At 71.5% G+C, this 21616-nt stretch carries 20 protein-coding genes and 1 tRNA gene; 12 read left to right on the forward strand and 9 right to left on the reverse strand.

Translation table 11 applies throughout. From position 1 onward, the window contains the following. Positions 1–12 precede the first annotated feature (12 nt). Positions 13–234, forward strand: coding sequence for a hypothetical protein (locus tag NQ165_RS03280; protein ID WP_257531236.1), 222 nt, complete (start codon positions 13–15; stop codon positions 232–234). Between the two features lie 56 nt (positions 235–290). Then, positions 291–1673 carry a phosphotransferase gene (locus NQ165_RS03285; RefSeq protein WP_257531238.1) on the forward strand — a complete coding sequence of 461 codons (1383 nt, stop codon included), beginning with the start codon at positions 291–293 and terminating at the stop codon, positions 1671–1673. Position 1674: 1 nt separating this feature from the next. Here the strand turns inward: NQ165_RS03285 and NQ165_RS03290 are convergent, their stop codons facing one another. Beyond that, positions 1675–2952, reverse strand: coding sequence for a CDP-glycerol glycerophosphotransferase family protein (locus NQ165_RS03290; protein WP_257531240.1), 1278 nt, complete (start codon positions 2950–2952; stop codon positions 1675–1677). Between the two features lie 39 nt (positions 2953–2991). Here NQ165_RS03290 and NQ165_RS03295 point away from each other — a divergent pair, with 39 nt between their 5' ends. Then, complete coding sequence (locus NQ165_RS03295; RefSeq protein ID WP_257531242.1) at positions 2992–4092, forward strand: glycosyltransferase family 2 protein; 1101 nt, start codon at positions 2992–2994, stop codon at positions 4090–4092. Between the two features lie 23 nt (positions 4093–4115). On the opposite strand, the gene NQ165_RS03300 is transcribed toward NQ165_RS03295, so the two are convergent. Genes NQ165_RS03300 through NQ165_RS03310 form a run of 3 tightly spaced genes read right to left on the reverse strand, consistent with a single transcriptional unit; the run spans position 4116 to position 8344 of the window. Then, entirely contained in the window at positions 4116–5570 is a 1455-nt protein-coding gene (locus NQ165_RS03300) for a CDP-glycerol glycerophosphotransferase family protein (RefSeq protein ID WP_257531243.1), read from the reverse strand. Next, complete coding sequence (locus NQ165_RS03305; RefSeq protein ID WP_257531245.1) at positions 5567–6826, reverse strand: CDP-glycerol glycerophosphotransferase family protein; 1260 nt, start codon at positions 6824–6826, stop codon at positions 5567–5569. The genes NQ165_RS03300 and NQ165_RS03305 overlap by 4 nt, the downstream gene beginning before the upstream one ends. Positions 6827–6868: 42 nt before the next feature. Continuing rightward, positions 6869–8344 (reverse strand): S1C family serine protease, encoded by a 1476-nt coding sequence (locus tag NQ165_RS03310; RefSeq protein ID WP_257531247.1) that lies wholly within the window; start codon positions 8342–8344, stop codon positions 6869–6871. 97 nt (positions 8345–8441) lie between these two features. On the opposite strand from NQ165_RS03310, the gene NQ165_RS03315 reads away from it, so the two are divergent. After that, a complete protein-coding gene (locus NQ165_RS03315) occupies positions 8442–9644 on the forward strand; it encodes a pyridoxal phosphate-dependent aminotransferase (RefSeq protein ID WP_257531249.1) in 1203 nt (400 codons plus the stop codon). A gap of 13 nt (positions 9645–9657) precedes the next feature. Here NQ165_RS03315 and NQ165_RS03320 read toward each other — a convergent pair whose 3' ends face one another. Both NQ165_RS03320 and NQ165_RS03325 read right to left on the reverse strand, forming a co-directional pair. Next, positions 9658–10467: a carbon-nitrogen hydrolase family protein gene (locus NQ165_RS03320; RefSeq protein WP_257531251.1), complete on the reverse strand. Its 810-nt coding sequence runs from the start codon at positions 10465–10467 to the stop codon at positions 9658–9660. Then, the gene (locus tag NQ165_RS03325) at positions 10464–10973 is read right to left on the reverse strand and encodes a DUF6328 family protein (protein ID WP_257531253.1); all 510 of its coding nucleotides are present in this window, start codon (positions 10971–10973) and stop codon (positions 10464–10466) included. The genes NQ165_RS03320 and NQ165_RS03325 overlap by 4 nt, the downstream gene beginning before the upstream one ends. A 112-nt stretch (positions 10974–11085) precedes the next feature. Between NQ165_RS03325 and NQ165_RS03330 the strand changes: the two genes are divergently transcribed. Then, positions 11086–11159 (forward strand) — tRNA-Met (locus tag NQ165_RS03330). A 90-nt stretch (positions 11160–11249) separates the two neighbouring features. Here the strand turns inward: NQ165_RS03330 and NQ165_RS03335 are convergent. Beyond that, the gene (locus tag NQ165_RS03335; RefSeq protein ID WP_257531255.1) at positions 11250–11726 is read right to left on the reverse strand and encodes a MarR family winged helix-turn-helix transcriptional regulator; all 477 of its coding nucleotides are present in this window, start codon (positions 11724–11726) and stop codon (positions 11250–11252) included. Between the two features lie 70 nt (positions 11727–11796). Between NQ165_RS03335 and idi the strand changes: the two genes are divergently transcribed. The 7 genes from idi to NQ165_RS03370 are packed head-to-tail and all read left to right on the forward strand — an operon-like array spanning position 11797 to position 17325. After that, the gene (idi, locus tag NQ165_RS03340) at positions 11797–12351 is read left to right on the forward strand and encodes an isopentenyl-diphosphate Delta-isomerase (protein ID WP_257531257.1); all 555 of its coding nucleotides are present in this window, start codon (positions 11797–11799) and stop codon (positions 12349–12351) included. Then, entirely contained in the window at positions 12348–13406 is a 1059-nt protein-coding gene (locus NQ165_RS03345; RefSeq protein ID WP_257531259.1) for a polyprenyl synthetase family protein, read from the forward strand. The genes idi and NQ165_RS03345 overlap by 4 nt, the downstream gene beginning before the upstream one ends. Further along, positions 13403–14269, forward strand: a complete 867-nt coding sequence (locus NQ165_RS03350) for a squalene/phytoene synthase family protein (RefSeq protein WP_257531261.1) — start codon at positions 13403–13405, stop codon at positions 14267–14269. Before NQ165_RS03345 ends, NQ165_RS03350 begins: the two co-directional genes overlap by 4 nt. Beyond that, positions 14266–15825 (forward strand): phytoene desaturase family protein, encoded by a 1560-nt coding sequence (crtI, locus tag NQ165_RS03355; protein WP_257531263.1) that lies wholly within the window; start codon positions 14266–14268, stop codon positions 15823–15825. The genes NQ165_RS03350 and crtI overlap by 4 nt, the downstream gene beginning before the upstream one ends. After that, complete coding sequence (locus tag NQ165_RS03360) at positions 15825–16160, forward strand: lycopene cyclase domain-containing protein (RefSeq protein WP_257531266.1); 336 nt, start codon at positions 15825–15827, stop codon at positions 16158–16160. The genes crtI and NQ165_RS03360 overlap by 1 nt, the downstream gene beginning before the upstream one ends. Continuing rightward, on the forward strand, positions 16157–16462 hold the full coding sequence (locus NQ165_RS03365) for a lycopene cyclase domain-containing protein (RefSeq protein ID WP_257531268.1): 306 nt from the start codon (positions 16157–16159) through the stop codon (positions 16460–16462). Before NQ165_RS03360 ends, NQ165_RS03365 begins: the two co-directional genes overlap by 4 nt. Next, positions 16459–17325 (forward strand): prenyltransferase, encoded by an 867-nt coding sequence (locus NQ165_RS03370; RefSeq protein ID WP_257531270.1) that lies wholly within the window; start codon positions 16459–16461, stop codon positions 17323–17325. Before NQ165_RS03365 ends, NQ165_RS03370 begins: the two co-directional genes overlap by 4 nt. A gap of 75 nt (positions 17326–17400) precedes the next feature. Here the strand turns inward: NQ165_RS03370 and NQ165_RS03375 are convergent, their stop codons facing one another. Together NQ165_RS03375 and NQ165_RS03380 are read right to left on the reverse strand one after the other, a co-directional pair. Beyond that, the gene (locus NQ165_RS03375) at positions 17401–20343 is read right to left on the reverse strand and encodes a UPF0182 family protein (protein ID WP_257531272.1); all 2943 of its coding nucleotides are present in this window, start codon (positions 20341–20343) and stop codon (positions 17401–17403) included. Positions 20344–20400: 57 nt separating this feature from the next. Then, positions 20401–21528, reverse strand: a complete 1128-nt coding sequence (locus NQ165_RS03380; RefSeq protein ID WP_257531274.1) for a PDZ domain-containing protein — start codon at positions 21526–21528, stop codon at positions 20401–20403. Positions 21529–21616: the final 88 nt, after the last annotated feature.

Genomic DNA, 21616 nt, shown 5'->3' on the forward strand with positions numbered 1-21616 from the left:
CACAATGGAACCATGGGAATGTTCATGCAGCGCCCGGAGGAACCCACCGAGTGGGCGGGGCTCCCCGGCGAGCCCCTGGTGCCCACCGCGCCGAGCACCTCGGTCGACGCGGATGAGCTGCCCGATGCGCTCGCCCTCGTCGAAGGCGGCGCCGTCGCCTCGGTGGAGATCCCGGTCGATCCACGCCTGTGGGACATCGCCGGCGGCTCCGACTCGGGCGGCGACGGCGACTGATCCCCGGCCGGGCGCGCCTCTCGACAGCATCGGGACACCCCAATACGCTCGCGGGCATGGACAGCACGCTGGCGAGCCTCGCTGCCTGGATGCCGCGTCAGCGCTGGTACGCCGCCAAAGGCCGCACGCCGCACCTTCGCCACGTCGCTTCGTGGGAGATGCCCGGCGACGAGCCGGGCGTGCGCGCGCGCACGCTCATCCTCACCGACGAGGGCACGCTGCCCGCGATCTCGTACCAGGTGCCCGTCGTCTCCCGCCCCACGGAGACCGTGCCCCATGGCCAGGCCGCGCACGTGATCGGCCACCCCGAGCCCGGGACCACGCTGATCGATGCTCCGCATGACCCCGCATATTCGTCGGCGCTGCTGCAGCTGATCACCCGCGGCGGCACGGTGCGGGCGGGCCGCACCGTCGCGGTCGGGCACCCGTCGGCATCCTCCCCGCACCTCGGTGCGGCTCTGGAGGCGCACCGTGCCGCTGTGCTCACCGGGGAGCAGTCCAACACGTCGGTCTGCTTCCGCTTCGCCGACGGCGCACCGCCGATCATCTGCAAGATCTACCGGCAGCTGCAATCGGGCACCAATCCCGACATCGAACTGAACAACGCGCTCAGCGACGCACGCTCCCCCCATGTCCCGCGCGCGGTCGGATGGCTGGAGTGCTCGTGGACCGACGCCGGCGCCCCGAGCCGGCTCACCGGCTCACTGGCGTTCGCTCAGGAGTTCCTCCCCGACGTGGAGGACGCGTGGCGGCTGGCGCTGCGCTCTGCGGCGGAGAGCGGCGACTTCTCCCGGCCCGCCTTCGACCTGGGCGCCGCCACCGCCGATGTGCATCGCTCGCTCGCGCACCTCTTCCCCACGGCTCCCGCCACGGCGCTCGACCGCGCCGCCATGCGGGATGCCTGGCAGCGACGCCTGTCGACGGCGATCGCCGAGGTTCCGGCACTGGTCGACGCGCGCCGCGCGATCGAAGCCGTGTACGACCGCGCGCTCGACGTCGAGTGGCCGCCCCTGCAGCGCATCCACGGCGATTACCACCTCGGTCAGGTGCTGGCCGTGCCCGACCGCGGCTGGGTGCTGCTGGATTTCGAGGGCGAACCCATGCGCGCCATGGCAGAGCGCACCGCACCCGACCTGGCACTGCGCGACGTCGCCGGCATGCTCCGCTCGTTCGAGTACGTCGCCGGGTCGGTGCGCATCGAACACCCCGACCAGACCGCCGCACTCCGGGACTGGGCGGACAACGCCCGGGACGGGTTCCTCGCCGGCTACGCCGACCGCGCCCGCCCGCGGGCGAAGATCACGGGTGCGCTGCTGAACGCCCTCGAACTGGACAAGGCCGTCTACGAGGCGGTGTACGAATCCCGCTCGCGGCCCACCTGGCTCACGATCCCGCTGCGCGCGGTCGAACGGCTCGTCACCGCATCGTCCGCGCGCTGACTCACACGCCGTCGTCGAGTTCGGCGTCGTCCTGATCGTCGTCCACCGGGTCGCCGGCGGTCAGCGCGTGCCACCGGTCCCATTCGTCCATCAGCTGCCGGATCGCTGCATGGAACCGCTCGGTCGCCGCGCCCGGTGTCGTGTCGCCGAAATAGTGCCGCACCCACTCCCGCAGTCGCGCGGCGGCGTCGGGATCGGAGAGCACCCGGTCGGCTTCCGAGACGATACGGCCGGCCGATGCGGCATCCAGCCACTCGCAGGCAGAGAGATAGCCGTGGGTGTCGATGCTCGCCCGAGGGTCCGCCGGGCGCGTCACCAGCAGGGGGCGGTCGGCGGCGAGCCGGTCGTACACCATGGCGGAGATGTCCACGACGGCGACATCCGCCGCGGCGAGCTGCCAGCCGAGATCGGGTCCGTCGTCGTACACGTGCGCAGCGGTGGGGTCGGCGGCATTGGCGGCGGCGATGGCGGCGATGATGCGCGCGTTCGCCGCACCGTACTCGTGGTCGACCACACCCGAGCGGGGATGCGGGCGGTAGATCAGCCGATGGGCGGGGCTGGCGAGCACCGCCTGCGTGAGGGCCTCGCCGTGCGTCGCGATCGAGCCGTAGTGGGCCGATGGCCGGTCGCCCTCCCACGTCGGGGCGTACAGCACGACCGTGCGGTCGTCGGGCGTGTACGGCAGCGTCCCCGAGTAGTGGTCGGCCTGCGGGCGGCCGATCTCGATCGTGCGGCGTTCGATGTCGTAGTCCCACAGCACCCGCGCCAGACGCTCCCGCGCGGCGTCACCGGCCACGAGCGCGTAGTCGTAGGCCTTGAACTGGTTGGTGGTCATGTACATCTTGTCGGACTCGCCGTGGTTGATGAACACATGCCAGCGCCGCCCGTAACGGAACATCTGGAAGTTCCGGGTGTTCTGGTTCACGTACAGCACGACGCGGATGTCCTGGTCGGCGATGACGCGCTCGAGGTCCCGCACCGTCGGCACGAACGCGACCGGCAGCGCGCCGTCGGCCAGCAGCGCCTGCGCGCCGGTGGCGGCCCGACTGAGCACCACGACGGGCCAGTGCGCCGACAGCTCGGCCAGCGGCTTGTACCACTGCCGCATCTGGTACATGTTGACCGCACCGTCGGCGAAGTACACGGCGACGCGGTAGTGCATCGACGGATGCCGTCCGCGGGCAGCCAGCTCACGGCGCGCCGCGATCGCCGCCGATCGGTTCTCCAGCGCCCGGCGCAGCAGAGCCACGGCCTTCCGTCCATCCGTCACGACACCCACGTCTCCAGCCTACGTCGCGGCGCATGACATGATCGACTGATGCACGTCGACGCCACCCGCAGCGGAAAGGACGCCCCTGCGGTCGCCGCGGACGCAGGCGTCACGTTCGTGATGCCGGTGCTCAACGAGCGGGCGTACCTCGAGCGCGCGACGCGCACGGTGCTCGATCAGGACGTCGACGGGCGGCCCGTGGAACTGGTGCTCGCGCTGGGGCCCTCCACCGACGGCACCACCGAGCTCGCACGGCAGCTGGCGGCCGCCGACCCGCGCATCGTGCTGGTCGACAACCCCGCCGCCGACATCCCGGTCGGGCTGAATCTGGCCATCCGAGCCGGGCACCATCCCACCATCGTGCGGGTCGACGCCCACTCCGAGCTCACCCCCGGCTACACCCGGCGCGCGCTGGCGACGCTCGACCGGGTGCGCGCCGCCAACGTCGGCGGCATCATGCGCGCCGACGGGCGCACCCCCTTTCAGCGCGCGGTCGCACGCGCCTACAACTCCCCCATCGGCCTGGGCGGCGGCGCGTACCACAGTGGCGGCGACGAGGGCCCCGCCGAGTCGGCGTACCTCGGCGTCATGCGCCGGGCGGTGCTGGAGGAAGTGGGGATGTTCGATGAGAGCATCCGCCGCGGCGAGGACTGGGAACTGAATCTGCGCATCCGCAACGCGGGCTACCGCGTGTGGTTCGATCCCGAGCTGGCGGTGACCTACTGGCCGCGCGAGAGCTGGACGCGCCTGGTGCGGCAGTTCTTCGCGACGGGCACGTGGCGCGGCGAACTCGTGCGCCGTTACGGCCGCCGCAACTCGCTGCGCTACTTCGCCCCGCCCGTGCTGGTCGTGCTCACCACCCACGACGCCGTCCTGGCCGTGCTGCAGCTGACCGGCGTGGTCACCGGCTGGGTGTCGCTGGTGGCCTCGGTGCTCTACCTGCCGCTGGCGGCCTATGCCGCGCTCGTCATCGCCGTCGCCGCGGGGCCCGGAGGGGGCACGGGCTGGCGCGACAAGCTGTGGACGCTCGCGGTGCTCCCCACGATGCACCTCGCCTGGGGCGCAGGCTTCATCCGCGGCGTGCTGCGCGGCGCCAAGGACACCGTCGACACCTCGCGCCTGGGCACCCGGAACACCCCGCTGCCCTGACCGACGCCGGCGCGCTCCGCCCGTCAGCGGTCGATGAACCCCTGGTCCAGCAGCCGGGCGACCACCCGCTCCGCCGCGTGACCGTCGTCGCGGGGGTTGAACCGGGCTCGCCAGGCGGCGTAGGCCTCGGCGTGGCGCTCGGTCGCCCCCTCATCGGCGAGGGCGGCCACGAGCTCATCCGCGGTGCGCACGACGGGGCCGGGCGCATGGGCGACCAGGTCGAAGTAGAAGCCGCGCAGTTCGCCGCGGTAGTACTCCAGGTCGGGCACCAGGAAGTACATGGGCTTGCCCGTGACGCTGAAGTCGAACATCACCGACGAGTAGTCGGTGATGAGCGCGTCCGCGGCCAGCAGCAGCTGCGCGGTGTCGGGGAACGCGGTGACGTCGATGACACGCGGACCGGTCGCGTCGCGCCCGGGCAGCAGGGTGCGGGAATGTCCGCGCACCAGCACGACGGCGTCGGATCCCGCGGCCAGCTGAGCCGGGTCGACGAAGTCGACCATCTGCTCCCGGTCGTCACGCCAGGTGGGGGCGTACAGCAGCACCCGCTCACCCGGCGAGATCCCCAGCGTGCGCCGGGTCTCGGCGCCGTCGCCGGTGACGAGCATGTCGTTGCGCGGATAGCCCTCCACCCACACCGGGCGGGTGAGGAACGCGTAGGCCTTGGTCATGATGCGCGCGGCATACGGGTTCTGCGCCAGCAGCACGTCCCACCGTCGGGACTCGCGCACGACCGCGACGGCACGACGCGGGTCGAACCCCGGTCGATGCAGTGCCAGGCGCTTCAGCGGCGTGCCGTGCCAGGTCTGCAGCACCCGCTGACCGCGGCGGCGCACGTACCGGCGGCGCAGCCAGTCGTTGACCACCAGCAGGCGCGACGCACCCCGGGCGCGCCACCACTGGGGCGAGCCCTCCACGACGGCGACGGCCCCCTCGGGAACCACCACCGACAGGTCCACGACGCTCCAGTACCGCGTCACCCCGGGAGCGACCCGCGCCAGCTCCCGGTCGATCGCCAGCGGATTGCAGCTGGCGTTGCGGCCGTAGAAGCTCTCGAAGAACACCGCGTTCTCGAGGTCGTCCCCCGGCCGCGTGACGTAGCGACGCTCCAGCGCGGCCTGGCCCTCACCGGAGTCGTAGGCGGGATCCACGGGAGGCCCCACCCGCAGCACCGCTGCGTCGAGCTCCGCGCGGAGCGTGCCGAGCATGGTCAGCGGCACCGCCGCGGTGGCATCCAGCCTCTCGCCGTCCGGCCCCGTCACGACCACGTCGTACAGCCCCGACGGAAGCGGCAGCTCCGGACCGCCCCAGCGCGCCGCCTGCAGCGCGAAGACCGCGCGCCAGGTGGTTCCGCGCCCGGTGAGCCGGGCGGTGACCCGCGCCCGCGGCCCGATCAGCTCGGCCCGCTGCGGGCGCGCGCCGGTGCCGCTCAGCTCGAGGGTCGCGCCGTCCTGGGCGAAGAGGCGTGCTCGGATCATGCCGGTCCTTTCGATCGTGACGACAGCGCCGCCCGGATGACCCGGTGGACCCGTGCGGTGTTGCCGCCGTCGTGGTAGGCGTGTACGCGCGCGCTCAGCCGCTCGGAGCGCGCGATCCGCTCGGCGCGCGCCGCCGGATCCGCCAGCACGGCGGCCAGCTGGCGACACACGGCGTCCCAGCCCTCGGCGGGATCGGGTCCGGCGACGTCGGCATAGGTGCCGTAGAACCCGCGCCGGGCGGCGTAGGCCGCTTCGTCGGGTGCGAGGAAGAGCACCGGCAGCGGAACGAGGCCGGCGTCGTAGGCGAGCGAGGAGTAGTCCGTGATGAGCACGTCCAGGCCGGGAAGGGCCGGTGTGACGTCCGGCATCCGGTCCACCCCCATCATCCGCACCCGGTCGGAGTCCGCCGGCGGCGTGTAGCGTCCGGCGCCGAGATGGTGGGGCCGCACCAGCAGCACGGCGTCGTGCTGCTCGAGGACGTCGACGATCCGACGCCACTCCTCGGGCCGCGGGATGGAGGGATCCGCGTCGCCATCGCGCCACGTGGGGGCATACAGCACGCATCGGGAGACGGCGCCGAGCGGGCCGGTCGCCGCCGCGATGAGGCGGCGGCCGTTCTCCCTCCGCACGGCGGCCGTTCCCGCGGAGAGCACGTCGACGCGGGGCTCGCCGGTGACCACGACGCGGCCGTCGGGCAGCGCGAAGGCCGACTCCAGACGCCCGCGCACGAGCTCGGATGCCGCGGGCAGCACGCGGATCCCCGCCGCCGCCCGCCGGTACATGATGCGCAGCACCGCCCGGACGGCGCGCGAGCGGGGCAGGAACCGGCTGCGCAGCGTCTCGGGTGAATCCAGCCCGATGCGCTTGAGCGGGATGCCATGCCACAGCTGCACCACGAACCCGCCCGCCACGGCGTAGCGGTTGACGTCGCCGAAGCCGTGCGTGACCACGATGACCCGTGCTCTGGCGGTGAGGAGGAAGCCGCGCAGCGAGTGCTTCGGGGCGAAGCGGATGCCGAGGGCGCGCGCCTGGTCGGCCTCGGCGGGCGTGCCGGTCAGCCAGGTGGCGTCGGCGCCGTGGCGGTCCACGGCCTCCTGCCAGAGCGCCCAGCCCCCGTCGGCGAGGCCCGCGGCGGAACCGAACACCCAGCGATCGCGCGTGCGAGGGATCATCAGCGTGAAAAGTCGCCCCGCCGCGTATACCGGGAGGCGGGCGAGCTTGCCGGCGTTGCCCGCGCCGAACGAGAAGGACGCCACCCCGCGAGCCTATCGCGGGGTGGCGTCCGAAGACCGGTCAGCTCAGTCGGTGAGTTCGCCCAGCGTGACCTCGGTGGTGCGGGTCTCACCGTCGCGGATGTACGTGAGATCCACCGTGCTGCCGCCGGCGACACCGCGCACCTGGGCGGTGAGGTCGGTGGCGTCCGTGATCGGGAGGCCGTCGAACCCGGTGACGATGTCTCCCGAGCGCAGGCCGGCCTCTGCGGCCGCGCCGCCTTCGGTGACCTCATCGATGTACGCGCCGGTGGTGGTGGCGCCCTCGATGCTCGCGGCCGGGGCGACCATGGCGCCCAGCAGGCCGTGCGTGGCGGCACCGTTCTCGATGATCTCGTCGGTGATGCGCTCGACGATGTCGGACGGGATCGCGAAGCCGACGCCGATCGAGCCCGACTCGCTGCTGGAGCCGGCGGTCGCGATGGCGACGTTGATGCCGATCAGCTTGCCCTCGGAGTCGACCAGCGCGCCGCCGGAGTTTCCGGGGTTGATGGCGGCATCCGTCTGCAGCACCGAGATCGAGATCGTCGAGGTCGCCTGCTGCGGCGCGCCCTGACCGAAGTCGAAGTAGAACGGGCCTTCCTGGTCGTCCGGCGCCTGCTCGGTGCCATCGCCCGGGGTCTCGGGCGCGGCCGACGAGGCGATGGAGATGGAGCGGTTCAGCGCGCTCACGATGCCGGTGGTCACGGTGTTCGACAGGCCCAGCGGGGCGCCGACGGCCACTGCCTCGTCGCCGACGTTGAGCTTGGCGGAGTCGGCGAACTCGATCGGGGTGAGCCCGGAGGCATCCTGCAGCTTGATCACGGCGAGGTCGTACATCGGGTCGAGCCCGACGATCTCGGCGTCGTACACGCGGCCGTCAGCGGTCGTGACCGACAGGGCGGCGTCGGAGGTGGCGCCGTCGAGGGTGACCACGTGGGTGTTGGTCACGACGTAGCCGTCCTCGCTCAGCACGACGCCCGAGCCGGTGCCGCCGGACGAGTCCGAGTTCGCGGAGATGGTCACGACGCTCGGCACCACCTTTGCGGCGATCGCGGTGGTCTGGTTGACGCCGCCCGGGTCGTTGACGGTGACCGACGCGGGGCCGGTGGCGGTCACGGGCTGCGAGGCGTTCCAGATGTTCACGCCGGCGTAGGCGCCGCCGAGCCCGGCGGTGCCGCCGACGAGGGCGGCGGCGACCATCAGCGCGGCGACGGAGCCGGCGCCCATGCGGGTCTTGTTCGACGCCGGAGCCGGCGCACCGGGCGCACCGTAGGTGGCCGATGACTGCGGAGCGGCGCCGTACGGCTGCTGCGCGGAGGCGGCGGGGCCGAACGGCGGGACGCCGTACCCGGACGGCGCGCCGGGGTTGCCGGGGTGACCGGCGCGACCGGGGTCGGCCGGATAGGTCGGCGCCTGCTGCGCGGCCTGTGCCGCGGGCTGGGTGGGAACGGGGGGAAGCGGGGAGGCCGGCTGGCTGCCGGCGGGGGTCTCGTCGGGGCGGATGCCCTGGGTGTCGCTCATGGGAACTCCTTCTGACGTGCAGAACAAGGATGGCGTCCGTTGCTGTGTGTAGGGTATGCCCCGGTTGGGATGACCCTATGCGTGTAGCGTGTGCGGGGTGCGAGAGATTCCCGGTGCCTGGCGCCGTGCCGCGCGAGGCGCGGGACTTCTGACCGACGACGGCACGGCCGTTCCCACCATCTTCGCCGAGATGAGCGCGCTGGCAACCCATACCGGCGCCGTGAACCTCGGTCAGGGGTTCCCGGACGAAGACGGCCCCGCCGAGGTGCTGGACGCCGCCCGCGAGGCCATCGCCCAGGGCGTGAACCAGTACCCGCCGGGTCGCGGCACGCCGGAGCTGCGCGAAGCGATCGCCGAGCACCAGCAGCGTTTCTACGGCCTGCGGCTGGACGCCGAGCGCGACGTGCTCGTCACCGCCGGCGCCACCGAGGCGCTCGCCGCGGCGCTGCTGGCCCTCATCGACGGACCCGACGACGAGGTGGTCGTCTTCGAGCCCTTCTACGACAGCTACGCCGCGTGCGTGGCTCTGGCCGGAGCGAAGCTGGTGACGGTGCCGCTGCGCTGGCCCGACTTCCAGCCCGACCCCGAGGACCTCCGCCGCGCCGTCACCGACCGCACCCGGGTCATCCTCGTCAACGATCCGCACAACCCCACCGGGGCGGTGTTCGGCCGCGACACGCTGGACGAGGTGGTGCGCCTGGCCGAGCGTCATGACGCCCTCATCCTCACCGACGAGGTCTACGAGCACCTGGTCTTCGATGCCGTCCACGTCCCGATCGCGACGCTTCCCGGTGCGTGGGAGCGCACCCTCACGATCTCGTCGGCAGGGAAGACCTTCGCCACCACGGGGTGGAAGATCGGTTGGATCTCCGGTCCCGCCGACCTCGTCGACGCCGTGCTGGCCGTCAAGCAGTTCCTCACCTACGTCAACGGCGCACCCTTCCAGCCCGCGATCGCGACGGGGCTGCGGCTGCCCGACGCCTTCTTCGCCGGAGCCGCGGCGACGATGCGGGCGAAGCGGGATCTGCTCGGCGCCGGGCTTCGGACCGCGGGCTTCGCCGTCTCGACGCCGCACGGCTCCTACTTCACGGTGGCGGATGCCGCGCCGCTGGGTGCCGCGGACGCGGCGACGTTCTGCCGGGAGCTGCCCGAGCGCGCGGGCGTCGTCGCCATTCCGCTCACCGCCTTCGTGACGCCCGGGCACCGGGCCGACTACGCCACGCTCGTGCGCTTCGCCGCCTGCAAGCGCACCGAAGTGCTCGACGACGCCGTCGCCCGCCTGGCGGCGCTGGCGCGCTGACTCGGCCCGACCGTCAGTCCCGAGGGACGACCCGGAAGCGCCGCAGCGCCAGCGCCGGGTTGACCCTGCGCACCCGGGCGACCATCGCCTGCTCCACGTGCGCCACCGCGACATCGGTGCCCGTGCCGACACCGGCGATCTGCACGCCCTGCGGGTCGATGACGATCGAGTGACCGACACCGAGGGGCGGCGGGTGGTCGGCGGCGGCGACGAACACGGTGTTCTCGATGGCGCGGGCTGTCAGCAGCGTGCGCCAGTGGTGCTCTTTGAGCGGGCCGCGCACCCACTCCGCCGCCACCAGGATGGCGTCGGCGCCGGCATCCACCAGCAGGCGCGCCACTTCGGGGAACCGCAGGTCGTAACAGGTCATGAGGGCGAAGCGCATGCCGTCGACGGTGAACGTCTGCGGTTCGCCCTGCTCCCCCGGCGCCACCCAATCCGACTCCCGCTGGCCGAACGCGTCGTACAGGTGCAGCTTGCGGTACCGCGCGCGCACCCCATCGGCATCCACCGCGACGACGGTGTTGTGCACGCGTCGCCCGCCGTCGGCCTTCTCGAGCATGCCTGCCGCCACCGTGAGGCCGTGCCGCGCGGCGATGGCGCTCAGCGCCGAGGTGAACGCACCGTCCACCTCCTCGGCGTGAGCGGCCAGCGAATCGTCGAAGGGGTCGACGAAGTACGACGAGTACTCCGGGAACAGCACGAGCCCGGCCCCGCGCTCACGCGCACGGGCGGCGAGCCGATCGATCTGGGCGAGGTTCGCTGCGGGATCGGCAGTCGGTCCGAACTGCGCGACGGCGACGCCGATCGACACCTCGCTCATCGACTCCGTCCTTCCCTGCGCACCCGCACCACCAGTGGCACCACGATCCACAGCATCACGATCACCCCGCCCAGCGCGAGGCCCACGATCCATGATGCCGCCTGACCGAGCACGACGTCGAAGACGAAGGTGACCACGCCCACCAGCAGGAGCGACACCGTCAGCAGAGAGGTCAGCAGCGCAAGGTGCCCGTAGGCGACCACGGTGCCCTTCGCGCGCTGCCGGAAGAGGAACCTGTGCAGCGCCACGGGCGCCAGGGCGACGATCGCGCTCAGCGCCGACAGCGCGATGAGCACGAGGTAGAAGCTGCGCTGCCCGGTGTCGAGGTCGCCGAACGCGGGCTGGAAGGCGAGAGCCAGCAGGAACCCCGTGAGGATCTGTGTTCCTGTCTGCAGCACGCGCAGCTCCTGCAGCACTTCGCTCCAGTTGCGGTCCGCGCGCTCGGCGGGTGACTCATCGCGGCCGTCGGGCGCGGTCGGCCGCGCGTCCATCGGGGTGTCGGACATGCGATCATCCTGGCGACGCCGCCGCGGAGCGGCAAGCGGGGGCGTCGAGCGGACGCCGTTGCCGGCCGGTGTCATCGAGCACTCCGAGAGCGTGTTAGGCTATATCTCGTGCCGCGGGGTGGAGCAGTTCGGTAGCTCGCTGGGCTCATAACCCAGAGGTCGTAGGTTCAAATCCTGCCCCCGCAACAAGATGAAGAAGGCCCCCGCAACGCGGGGGCCTTCTTCTGTTTCCCGGAGCGGTTGCGCCACCGGTCCCACCACGGCATCCGCGATCGATCACTGCTGGTCGGGGTCGAGCACCTTCCCCATGTCCTCGAGGAAGCGCGTCACCGTCGCCAGCTGCTCGTCGGTGTAGTGGTCGGCCACCGCGCGCATGTCCTGCAGCCGACGGCCGAAGTGGTGATGGAAGTCCTGGCGGGTGCGGTCGGTCAGCGCGACGATGAGGGCGCGGCGATCCGACGGATGCCGGCGGCGCACGATGTGGCCGGATTCGCTCAAACGGTCGAGGAGCTTCGTCGTCGACGCGGTGGAGATCCGCAGGTGGCGGGAGACGTCGTGCGGGCTCACCGAGACTCCCCGCTGCTCGCGCATGATGAGCATGCGCAGCGCCGCCACATCCGTGGCGTTCATCTCCATCTCGTCCTTCATGCCGCTGTGCATGCGGTCGACGGAGTCGCTGAACGACCGCACCGCCTGCAGCGCTGATCGCACAGCCCGGTCGTGTCCTGTGGACTGCCGGTGCTCCGAAGTCATGTGGACACCCCCGCTCACCATCGGTATCATCGTGCCAGATCGCTAGATAAACTAGCAACCAGGAGTGCTAATGAATGATGAAGAGCTGGTCGTCCTCCTCGACGACGACGGACGCGAGATCGGCACCGCCCCGAAGGCGAGCGTGCACGGCACCGACACCGCCCTGCATCTCGCTTTCTCCTGCCACGTGCTCAACGACGAGGGCCAAGTGCTCGTCACCCGTCGCGCCCTGGACAAGAAGACATGGCCCGGCGTGTGGAGCAACTCCTTCTGCGGTCATCCCCGACCCGCCGAGACGCTGCTCGCCGCCGTGCGGCGCCGTGCCGACTACGAAATCGGCCTGCATCTGACCGACATCGAGGTCACCCTGCCGTTGTTCCGCTACCGCGCCGTCGACGCGTCGGGCATCGTCGAGCACGAGATCTGCCCCGTCTACACCGCACGCGCGAGCGGCGAGCCGGTGCTCAACCCGCGGGAGGTGGCGGAAGCCCGCTGGGTCGACCCGGCAGACCTCGCCAAGGCGCTGACGGCCACGCCGTGGGCGTTCAGCCCGTGGCTGGTGCTGCAGGCCGAGCAGATGCGGGTGTTCGATGCGCTGACGCACTCCGGACGCGGTGCGCCGTGATCCCCCTCTCGGCGCAGGACCGCGCCTGCATCGACGGCGCCATCGACGCCGCGTTCGATCGCCTCGACAGTCGGCTCGAGTCCCTCACGGGCGACATGCGCCCCCTCGCCGGGGCGATGCGCCGCGCAGCAGCCGGCGGCAAGAGATTCCGCCCCGCACTGGTCGTGGCCGCCTACCGCGCCTGCGGCGGTGAGGCGCCCGGCGACCCGGTGTTCCAGGTCGCCGCCGCGTTCGAGCTGCTCCACACCGCGTTCGTCGTCCACGACGATGTGATCGATCGCGACACCGAGCGTCGGGGGGAGCCCAACGTCGCCGGGGAGTTCGCCGCCCGCGCCCGAGCGCAGGGCGTGCCGGACACGGGAGCGAACCTGCTGGGAGAGACGGCAGGCATCCTCGCCGGAGACGTGCTGCTGCACGAGGCGACCCGCATGATCGCCCTCGCCGAGCTGCCCTCCGCCGCGCGCGCCGCCCTGCTCGACCTGCTCGACGACGCTGTTCTCGTCTCGGCGGCGGGTGAGCTCTCGGACGTGTCGAACGCAGTGCGGCAGGACTGCCCCGACACCGCGGAGCTGCTGGTGACGACGCACGACAAGACCGCCGTGTACTCCTTCGCCGCTCCGCTGCGAGCGGGCGCGGCGCTGGCCGGCGCACCGGCTGCCACCGACGCCGCGCTCGGCCGATCCGGCGCTCTGGCGGGCCTCGCGTTCCAGCTCGTCGACGACCTCATCGGGGCTTTCTCCCCCGCCGCGCAGGCCGGACGGGCGGAGGGCGCGGACCTCCGTGCCGCGAAGCGGACGCCGCTGGTCTCCCTCGCCCGGGAGAGCGCGGCCTGGACACAGGTCGACGATGCGATCGCGCTGGCGTGGACCGGCCCCGTCGCGGTGCGCGACGCGCAGCGCGCGCTGGATGCCAGCGGCGCGCGCACCCGCCTGGTCGAGCTCGTGCAGGGTACGCTCGCCGAAGCCAGGGTCGCCGCCGCCGACGATGCACTGCCGTCGCCTGCGACGCTGCTGCTGGCGCAACTCTGCGACGCGATCGGAGCACGCATCCCGTGAGTACGGGTCTGGACCTCTACGACAGGGCGGCGCGCGACGCCGCCGCCACCATCATCTCGGCCTACTCGACGTCGTTCTCGCTCGCGACGCGACTGCTCGGCGCGCGGGTGCGCGGGCACGTCCGCAATGTGTACGCGCTGGTGCGGGTGGCCGACGAGATCGTCGACGGCCCGGGGGCCGAGGCGGGGCTCGCACCCGAGACGCTGCGCCGGGTGCTCGACGAACTCGAGGCCGAGACGCTGACCGCCCTCACCAGAGGGTTCTCGGCGAACCTCATCGTGCACGCGTTCTGCCGCACCGCGCGCGAGACCGGCATCGGCGCCGACCTGGTGCGGCCGTTCTTCGCATCGATGCGCACCGACCTCGACGTCGCCGCGCACGATGCCTCCAGCCACGACGCCTACGTGTACGGCTCCGCCGAAGTGGTGGGACTGATGTGCCTGCAGGTGTTCGTCAACGCCGGCGCGCCGGCTCCCACCACGCCCTCCCCCGCGCTGGTCGACGGCGCGCGACGACTCGGAGCGGCCTTCCAAGACGTCAATTTCCTGCGCGACCTCTCGCACGATTCCGGGGCACTGGGACGTGACTACCTCGGCGTGCGCGCGGGCGGCGCGACCCGCGCCGAGGTGCTCGACCGCATCGACGCCGACCTCGCCGCTGCGGCGGCGGTCGTGCCGCTGCTCCCCGCCGACAGCCGCCGCGCCGTGACGGCGGCCCACGATCTCTTCGCGAGCCTGGCGGCGCGTCTGCGCGCCGCCGGCGGCGAGGGAACCGACACCCGCGTGCGGGTGCCCGACCCGGTGAAGGCTACGCTCGCAGCGAGGGCAATGCTGGGCTTCGGCCCGAAGGGAGCGCGCACATGACGCGCACGGTCGTGATCGGCGGCGGAATCGCGGGACTGGCCACGGCCGCGCTGCTGGCCGAAGAAGGGCACGACGTCACGCTCGTCGAGGGCAGAGACGAGCTGGGCGGCCGCGCCGGATCGTGGGAGCGCGACGGGTTCCGGTTCGACACCGGCCCGAGCTGGTACCTCATGCCCGAGGTCTTCGACCACTTCTTCGCCCTGCTCGGCACGAGCGCGGCGGCGGAGCTCGACCTCGTGCCGTTGACCCCCGCGTACCGCGTATACGGCCAGCCGGAGCCGGGCACAGCCGCGGACCCGCTCGACATCGTCTCGGGGCGGGCCGAAGCGGTCGCGCTGTTCGAGCAGCGCGAGCCGGGCGCCGGTGCGCGTCTCACGCAGTACCTCGACTCCGCCGGCGACGCCTACGACCTGGCCGTCACCCGCTTCCTCTACGACACCTACGAGACCACCGCGGGACTGCGCGACCCCGAGCTGCTCAAACGTCTGCCGCAGCTGGCCCCGCTGCTCGCACGGCGACTGTCCACGCTGGTGGAAAGCCGATTCCAGGACCCGCTGCTGCGCCAGGTGCTCGGGTACCCCGCGGTCTTCCTCGGCGGCTCGCCGTACGGCGTGCCGAGCCTGTACCACCTGATGAGCCACCTCGACCTCGACGAGGGGGTGCTCTACCCGCAGGGCGGCTTCACCACCGTGATCGCCGCGATCGAGCGGCTCGCCCGCGCCCGCGGCGTGGAGGTGCGCACCGGCACGCCGGTCACCGGCATCCGCACCGCAGGTCGCGACGCGACCGGCGTGGACCTCGCCGACGGCACCCGCATCGACGCCGACGTGGTGGTCTCCACCGCCGACCTGCACCACACCGAGACCGCGCTGCTCCCGGAGCACCAGCGGGAGCGCCCGGAGAAGTGGTGGCGCTCGCGCATCCCGAGCCCCGGCGCGCTGCTGCTGATGCTGGGCGTCGAGGGCGAGCTGCCGCAGCTCGCGCACCACACCCTGCTGTTCGCCCGCGACTGGCGGGAGAACTTCTCGGTCATCTTCGGCCGCGACACCCGCATCCCGGAGCCGGCGTCGCTGTACGTGTGCCGCCCCAGCGCGACCGACCCGTCGGTCGCGCCCGAGGGCAGCGAGAACCTCTTCGTGCTGGTGCCGATCCCGGCCGACCCGAGCCTCGGCCGCGGCGGGATCGACGGCGACGGCGACGCCCTCATCGAGCGCGCAGCCGATACGGCTATCGCCCAGATCGCGCAATGGACCGGCATCCCCGACCTCGCCGAGCGCATCCGGGTGCGCCGCACCGTCGCACCGGGCGACTTCGCTGCCGACCTCAACGCGTGGCGCGGCAACTCTCTGGGTTTGGCGCACACGCTGTTCCAGAGCGCCATGTTCCGGCCGGGAAACGCCTCGAAGAAGGTGGACGGCCTCTACTACGCGGGCACGTCCGCGCTGCCCGGAATCGGCCTGCCGATGTGTCTCATCTCCGCCGAGCTCGTCCTCAAGCGCCTGCGCGGCGACCGCACCGCCGGCCCCCTTCCCGTCCCGGCGACCACGGGGGCGTGATGCCGGGGCTGTACCTGCTGGCGATCCTGCTGTCCGCCGCCGGGATCGCCGCGCTCGATGCGCGCTTCCGCCTCGCCTGGTGGCACGCGCCGGGGCGCACCGCGGCAGCGGTCGCGATCGGGGCGGCGTTCTTCCTCGCGTGGGACGCCGTCGCCATCGTCCAGGGGGTGTTCGTCAAGGGCGACAGCCCGCTGCTGCTCGGAATCGATCTCGCGCCGCACCTGCCGCTGGAGGAGCCGGTGTTCCTGGCCTTCCTGTCGTACCTGGCGCTGGTCTGCTTCCGCGGCGCACAGCGCCTGCAACGGCCGCGGCGGTCGCAGGAGGAGACCGCGTGACCTACGCCCTCATCATCGTCCCGTTCGCACTGGTCACCCTGATCACCACCCTCGCCAGCGCCACCCGGCCCGACTTCGGGCGTCGCATGGCGGCGTCGGCCGTCGCTGCGGTGGTGCTGTTGATCCTCACGGCCGTCTTCGACAACATCATGATCGCCGTGGACCTCTTCACCTACCCGGAGCACAACATCAGCGGCATCCGCATCGGCCTCGCGCCCATCGAAGACTTCTCCTACCCGCTCTGCGCGGCGTTCCTCGTCCCCGCGGTGTGGACGCTGCTCACCCCGCGGAGCCGCGCATGAACGCCGCGACGCAGCTGCTGGTCTCGTCGCGCCCGGTGAGCTGGATCAACACCGCGTTCCCGTTCGCGGCGGCGTACCTGCTGACCACCCGCGAGATCGACACGGTGCTCATCGTGGGGACCCTGTTCTTCCTCGTGCCGTACAACCTGGCGATGTACGGCATCAACGACGTCTTCGACTACGAGTCCGACCTGCGCAACCCCCGCAAGGGAGGCGCGCACGGCGCCGTGCTCGACCGCAGCCTGCACGCCCCGACGCTGTGGGCGGCCGGGCTGTCATGCCTGCCGTTCGTGGTGTACCTCGTCGTGGTCGGCTCCCCCGCATCCTGGGCGGTGCTGGCGGCGAGCCTGTTCTTCGTCGTCTTCTACAGCGCCCCGCCGCTGCGGCTGAAGGAACGCCCCTTCGCCGACTCGATCACCAGCTCGATCCACTTCTTCTCCCCGGCCGTCTACGCGCTCGTGCTGGCGGATGCCGCGTGGACGTGGCAGCTGGTGCTCGTCATCGTGGCCTTCGGGCTCTGGGGCATCGCCTCCCACGCCTTCGGCGCCGTGCAGGACGTCGTCGCCGACCGCGAAGCGGGCATCTCGTCGATCGCGACCGCCCGCGGCGCCCGGTGGACGGTGCGCTTCGCGCTGGCCTGCTATGCGGCCGCCGGCATCGTCATGCTGTTCACCGCATGGCCGGGACCGCTCGCCGCCCTGCTGGTGCTGCCGTATCTCGCCACGCTCTGGCCCCACCGCTCGATCACCGACGACACCGCAGCGGAGGCCACGCGCGGCTGGCGCCGCTTCCTGTGGCTCAACCAGTTCGCCGGCTTCGGCGTCACGATGCTGCTGATCTGGTGGGTGGTCCTGCACCCCTGAGCCGTACGCCCACGACGAAGGCCCCCGGGTGTCCCGGGGGCCTTCGTTCGGTTCACGCCTCAGCGGAGCGCGGGGTCACTCCCCGTCGGTCGAGCCCTCGTCGCCCGTCCCGCCGGTGGTGCCGTTGGTCCCCTGCTCGCTCAGCTCGAGCAGCGTCTCGACAGCGGCGGTGAGCCGCTCGTCCGCCTCGGCGAACCCGGCCAGGTCGCCGGCCTGCAGCGCCGTCTGGCGGTCGACCATCGCCTGGCGGGCGGCCTCAAGGGCGCCCTCGTACTCGTCGACGGGGATGACCGGCGCGTTCGGATCCACCGGCGCGTCCGGATCGATCGGATCGGTGGGCGTCACGCCCTCGTCACCGGTCACGGCCCCGGAGTCGCCGCCGAACAGCACGTCCAGCGCATCCTGCAGCGTGTCCTCGAAGGCGACCTCGTCGCCGAAGCCGACCAGCACCTTCTGCAGGGTCGGCAGCTTCGTGGCCCCGGAGGACTGCACGAACACCGGCTGCACGTAGAGCAGGCCGCCGCCGACCGGGAGCGTCAGCAGGTTGCCGTTGAGCACCTGCGACTGACCCTGCTGCAGGATGTTCACGAACGACGACACGCCGGGGTCGGCGTTGAAGGTGTTCTGCACCTGTCCGGGACCGGGCACGGGCGTCTCGGCATCGACGATGAGCATGCGCAGCTTGCCGTAGTCCTCGGCTTTCACGCCGTCTTCGGCGCCGGCGTCGGAATCGACCGCGAGGTAGCCCATGAGCACGTTGCGCGTGTCCTCACCGCCCGGGATGAAGGTGGTGAACATGGAGTACGCCGGGTTCTCCTGGCCGGGCATCTGCATCGTCAGGTAGTACGGCGGCTGCAGCTGCGTGTCCTCCTGCGGGTCGTTCGGCGTCTTCCACGCGTTGTCGCGCTGGTACAGCGACTGCGCGTCCTCGACGTGGTAGTTGCCGAGCATGGCCCGCTGCACCTTGAACAGGTCGGTCGGGTAGCGCACGTGGCTCATCAGCTCGCCCGACATCTCCGAGATGGGCTCGAGCGTCGACGGATAGACGTTCTGCCACGCCTGCAGCAGCGGGTCCTCGGTGTCCCAGGCGTACAGCGTGACCGAGCCGTCGTAGGCGTCCACCGTGGCCTTGACCGAGTTGCGGATGTAGTTGATGTTGTCCAGCGCCACCGTCGGAGTGGGGTTGGTCGAATCCGAGATCGCGTCGCTCAGGCTCACCGTGCTGGAGTACGGGTAGTTCGCGCTCAGCGTGTAGCCGTCGACGATCCACACGATGCGCCCGTCGACGACGCTCGGGTACGGGTCGTTGTCGAGCTCCAGGTAGGGCGCGGCCTTCTGCACCCGGCTCAGCGGGTCGCGGTCGTAGAGGATCTGCGAGTCGTCGTTGATGGCGTCGGAGAAGAGGATGTCGGTCGCCTGGAACTTCAGCGCGTAGATGAGGCGGTTGAACATGTTGCCGATGCTCGGGCCGCCGTCGCCCTCGAAGGTCGTCTTCGTCTCGTTCGCGCCGTCCTCGCCGCTGGGGTAGTCCAGCTCGATGGGGGAACGGTCGGCAGGGGCGCCGACGATCGAGTACATCGGCGAGTATTCGCCGAAGTACACCCGCGGCTCGAAGCCGTCGCCGATGGCGGAGAGCTCGCCGGTGACGGGGATGCCTCGCTCGATGAACACCGGGTTGCCGTCGGCGGTGCGCTCGTTGCCCTTGGCGGCCACGAGACCGTACCCGTGGGTGTACACGAGGGTCGTGTTGTACCACGATGCCGCGTTGCCGAGCTGGGCGAGGTTGAGCTCGCGCACCGACACGACGGTGTCCTGCGACTGGCCGTCGATGTCGTAGCGGTCGACGTCGAGCGGGTCGGTGAACTGGTAGTACGACCGGTACTGCTCGATCTGACGCACCGTGGGGTTGATGATCGCCGGGTCCATGATGCGGATGGATGCCGTGGTCTCGGCGTCCTCGCGCAGCTGGCCGGGCTCGACGTCGGTGACCGCCTCGAAGTCGGTGCGCTCGAGCGTGTCGATGCCGTAGGCGGACTTGGTCGCCTCCAGGTTGCGCTCGAAGAACGGCATCTCCAGCGTCTGCTGGTTGGGTCGCACCTGCACGTTGAAGACGAACCACGGGTAGGCCACACCCACCACGAGCGACGACACGATCAGCAGCGCGGTCGCGATGAGGGGGTAGCGCCAGCGGCCGATGATCGCGGTGACGAAGAAGAGCACCGCGACCAGGGCGGCGATGACGGCGAGGATCGCCTGTCCGGGGATGATCGCGTTGACGTCGATGTAGCTGGCGCCGGTGATGCGGTCGCTGTCCTGCACGAGGCTGCGGTAGCGGTCGAGCCACAGGCTCGCGGCCTGCACGAGCAGGTAGAGACCGGCGAGCACAGCCAGCTGGATGCGGGCGGACTTCGAGATGCGCAGCTCGCGCTGACCCACGCGCACCGACCCGTAGAGGTAGGACACGACGGCGGTGACCAGCAGGCAGATCAGCAGCACGGCCGAGACGAAGCCGAGCACGGCGGTGTAGAACGGCATCGCGAACAGGTAGAAGCCGGTGTCGAGGCCGAACTCGGGGTCGGCCACATCGGTGGCCACGCCGTTGAGCCACAGCCACGTGGTCTCCCACTGCGACGACGCGGCGAAGCCGGCGAAGAAGCCGAAGAAGACCGGGATGCCCCACATCGCCAGGCGGCGCAGGGGCTCCACGACCTCCTGGTAGCGGTCCAGCTGCGAGCTGAGACGCGCGTACACCGGTCGCAGGCGATAGGCGAGCTGGATGGCGATCCACACCGGCACCGCCATGGCGAAGAAGCCGATGGCGAACATGGTCACCCGCGCGGTCCACTGCGTCACCAGCACGCTGTCGAAGCCGAGCTGCTCGTACCAGAGCCAGTCGGCGTACAGGTTGGAGAACGCGAAGAACGCGATCACCAGCAGCGCGATGATCGCGAGGGTGATCGTGATGGCTCTGCGGGAGGTGCTGGGCGTGGCCTGGTTCGGCGCTGAGGTCGTGGTCACCCCTCAATCCTAGGCGGCTCCGTTCCGCCGGGATGCCGAGCAGACGCCGAGAAACGATCAGCGGGCAGGTTCACAGGTGGGTAGGGCCGCCAGGTCGCCCTCGTCCCGCACCGTCTCGAGCACCTCGAGCGCGTCGTCGAGCGTCTCGACCGCGAACACCTGCAGCCCGTCGGGGACATGGCCGACGACCTCGCCGCAGTTCGCCGTCGGCGCGAGGAAGATCTCCGCTCCGGCATCCTGCGCGCCCCAGAGCTTCTGACGGATGCCGCCGATGGGTCCCACCTCGCCCGTGCCGACGATGGTGCCCGTTCCCGCCACGTCGGCGCCGCCGTTGAGTTCGCCCGGCGTGAGCAGGTCGATGATGCCGAGGGCGAACATCATGCCCGCGCTCGGCCCGCCGACGTTGTCGAGCTGGATGGTGACGTCGATCGGGAAGTCGTACGACTGCATGAGCGTCACGCCCAGCAGCCACAGCGTCTCGCCGTCCACCTCCTGCTCGGTCGGCGTGACCGACACGTCGCGGGTCTCGCCGTCGCGGCGCACGGTGAGGGTGACCGGCGCACCGGCGGCCTCGGCGACGACGGCCCGGACGGCCGCGGCATCGGCGACGTCGCGGCCGTCGACCGCCACGATCACGTCGCCCTCCTCCAGCAGATCCCGTGCCGCGGAGTCATCGGTGAGGGAATGCACCGTCAGCTCGGCGCCGACGTCGTACCCCAGCTCGCCCAGCGCCGCGGCGGTGGCCTCCTGCTGCGAGTCGACCATCATCGCCGAACTCTCCTCGCTGCGCTCCTCGCTGGTCTGGCCCCGCGGGAACACCTCATCGATGGGGACGACGGCGCGCGTGCGATCGAACCAGGCCAGTGCGAGTTCGAACCACGACGGCGGACGCTCGCGGTTGCCCTCGACCTGCACCGTCAGCAGATCCAGCGTGCCGGCCGTCGGGTAGGTCTCGGCGCCCTCCACCGAGATCAGCGGCACGTCGGTGCCGTCGGCGGTGCGCGCGGTGCCGAGGGTGTCGTACACGGGGCCGGGCTGCTGGATCACATACGCCGTCGGCAGGAAGGTGAGCACGAGCAGCACCACGAGTGCGACCACCAGGGCCCAGATGCCGGCGATGGTCCCCCGGGAGGGCCGCCGCCGCGGGGCGGGGACGATCGTGACGTTCTCATCGAAAAGGGCCACTGGCAGGCCTTCCTGTGCCGGGTCGTTCGCGACCGGTCGTTCGCGACCGGCGAAAACCTGCCGGGTGGTGCGAGGGGAGCGTGCCACT

It is taken from the genome of Microbacterium sp. zg.Y1084 (assembly GCF_024623595.1).
Lineage (GTDB): Bacteria > Actinomycetota > Actinomycetes > Actinomycetales > Microbacteriaceae > Microbacterium > Microbacterium wangruii.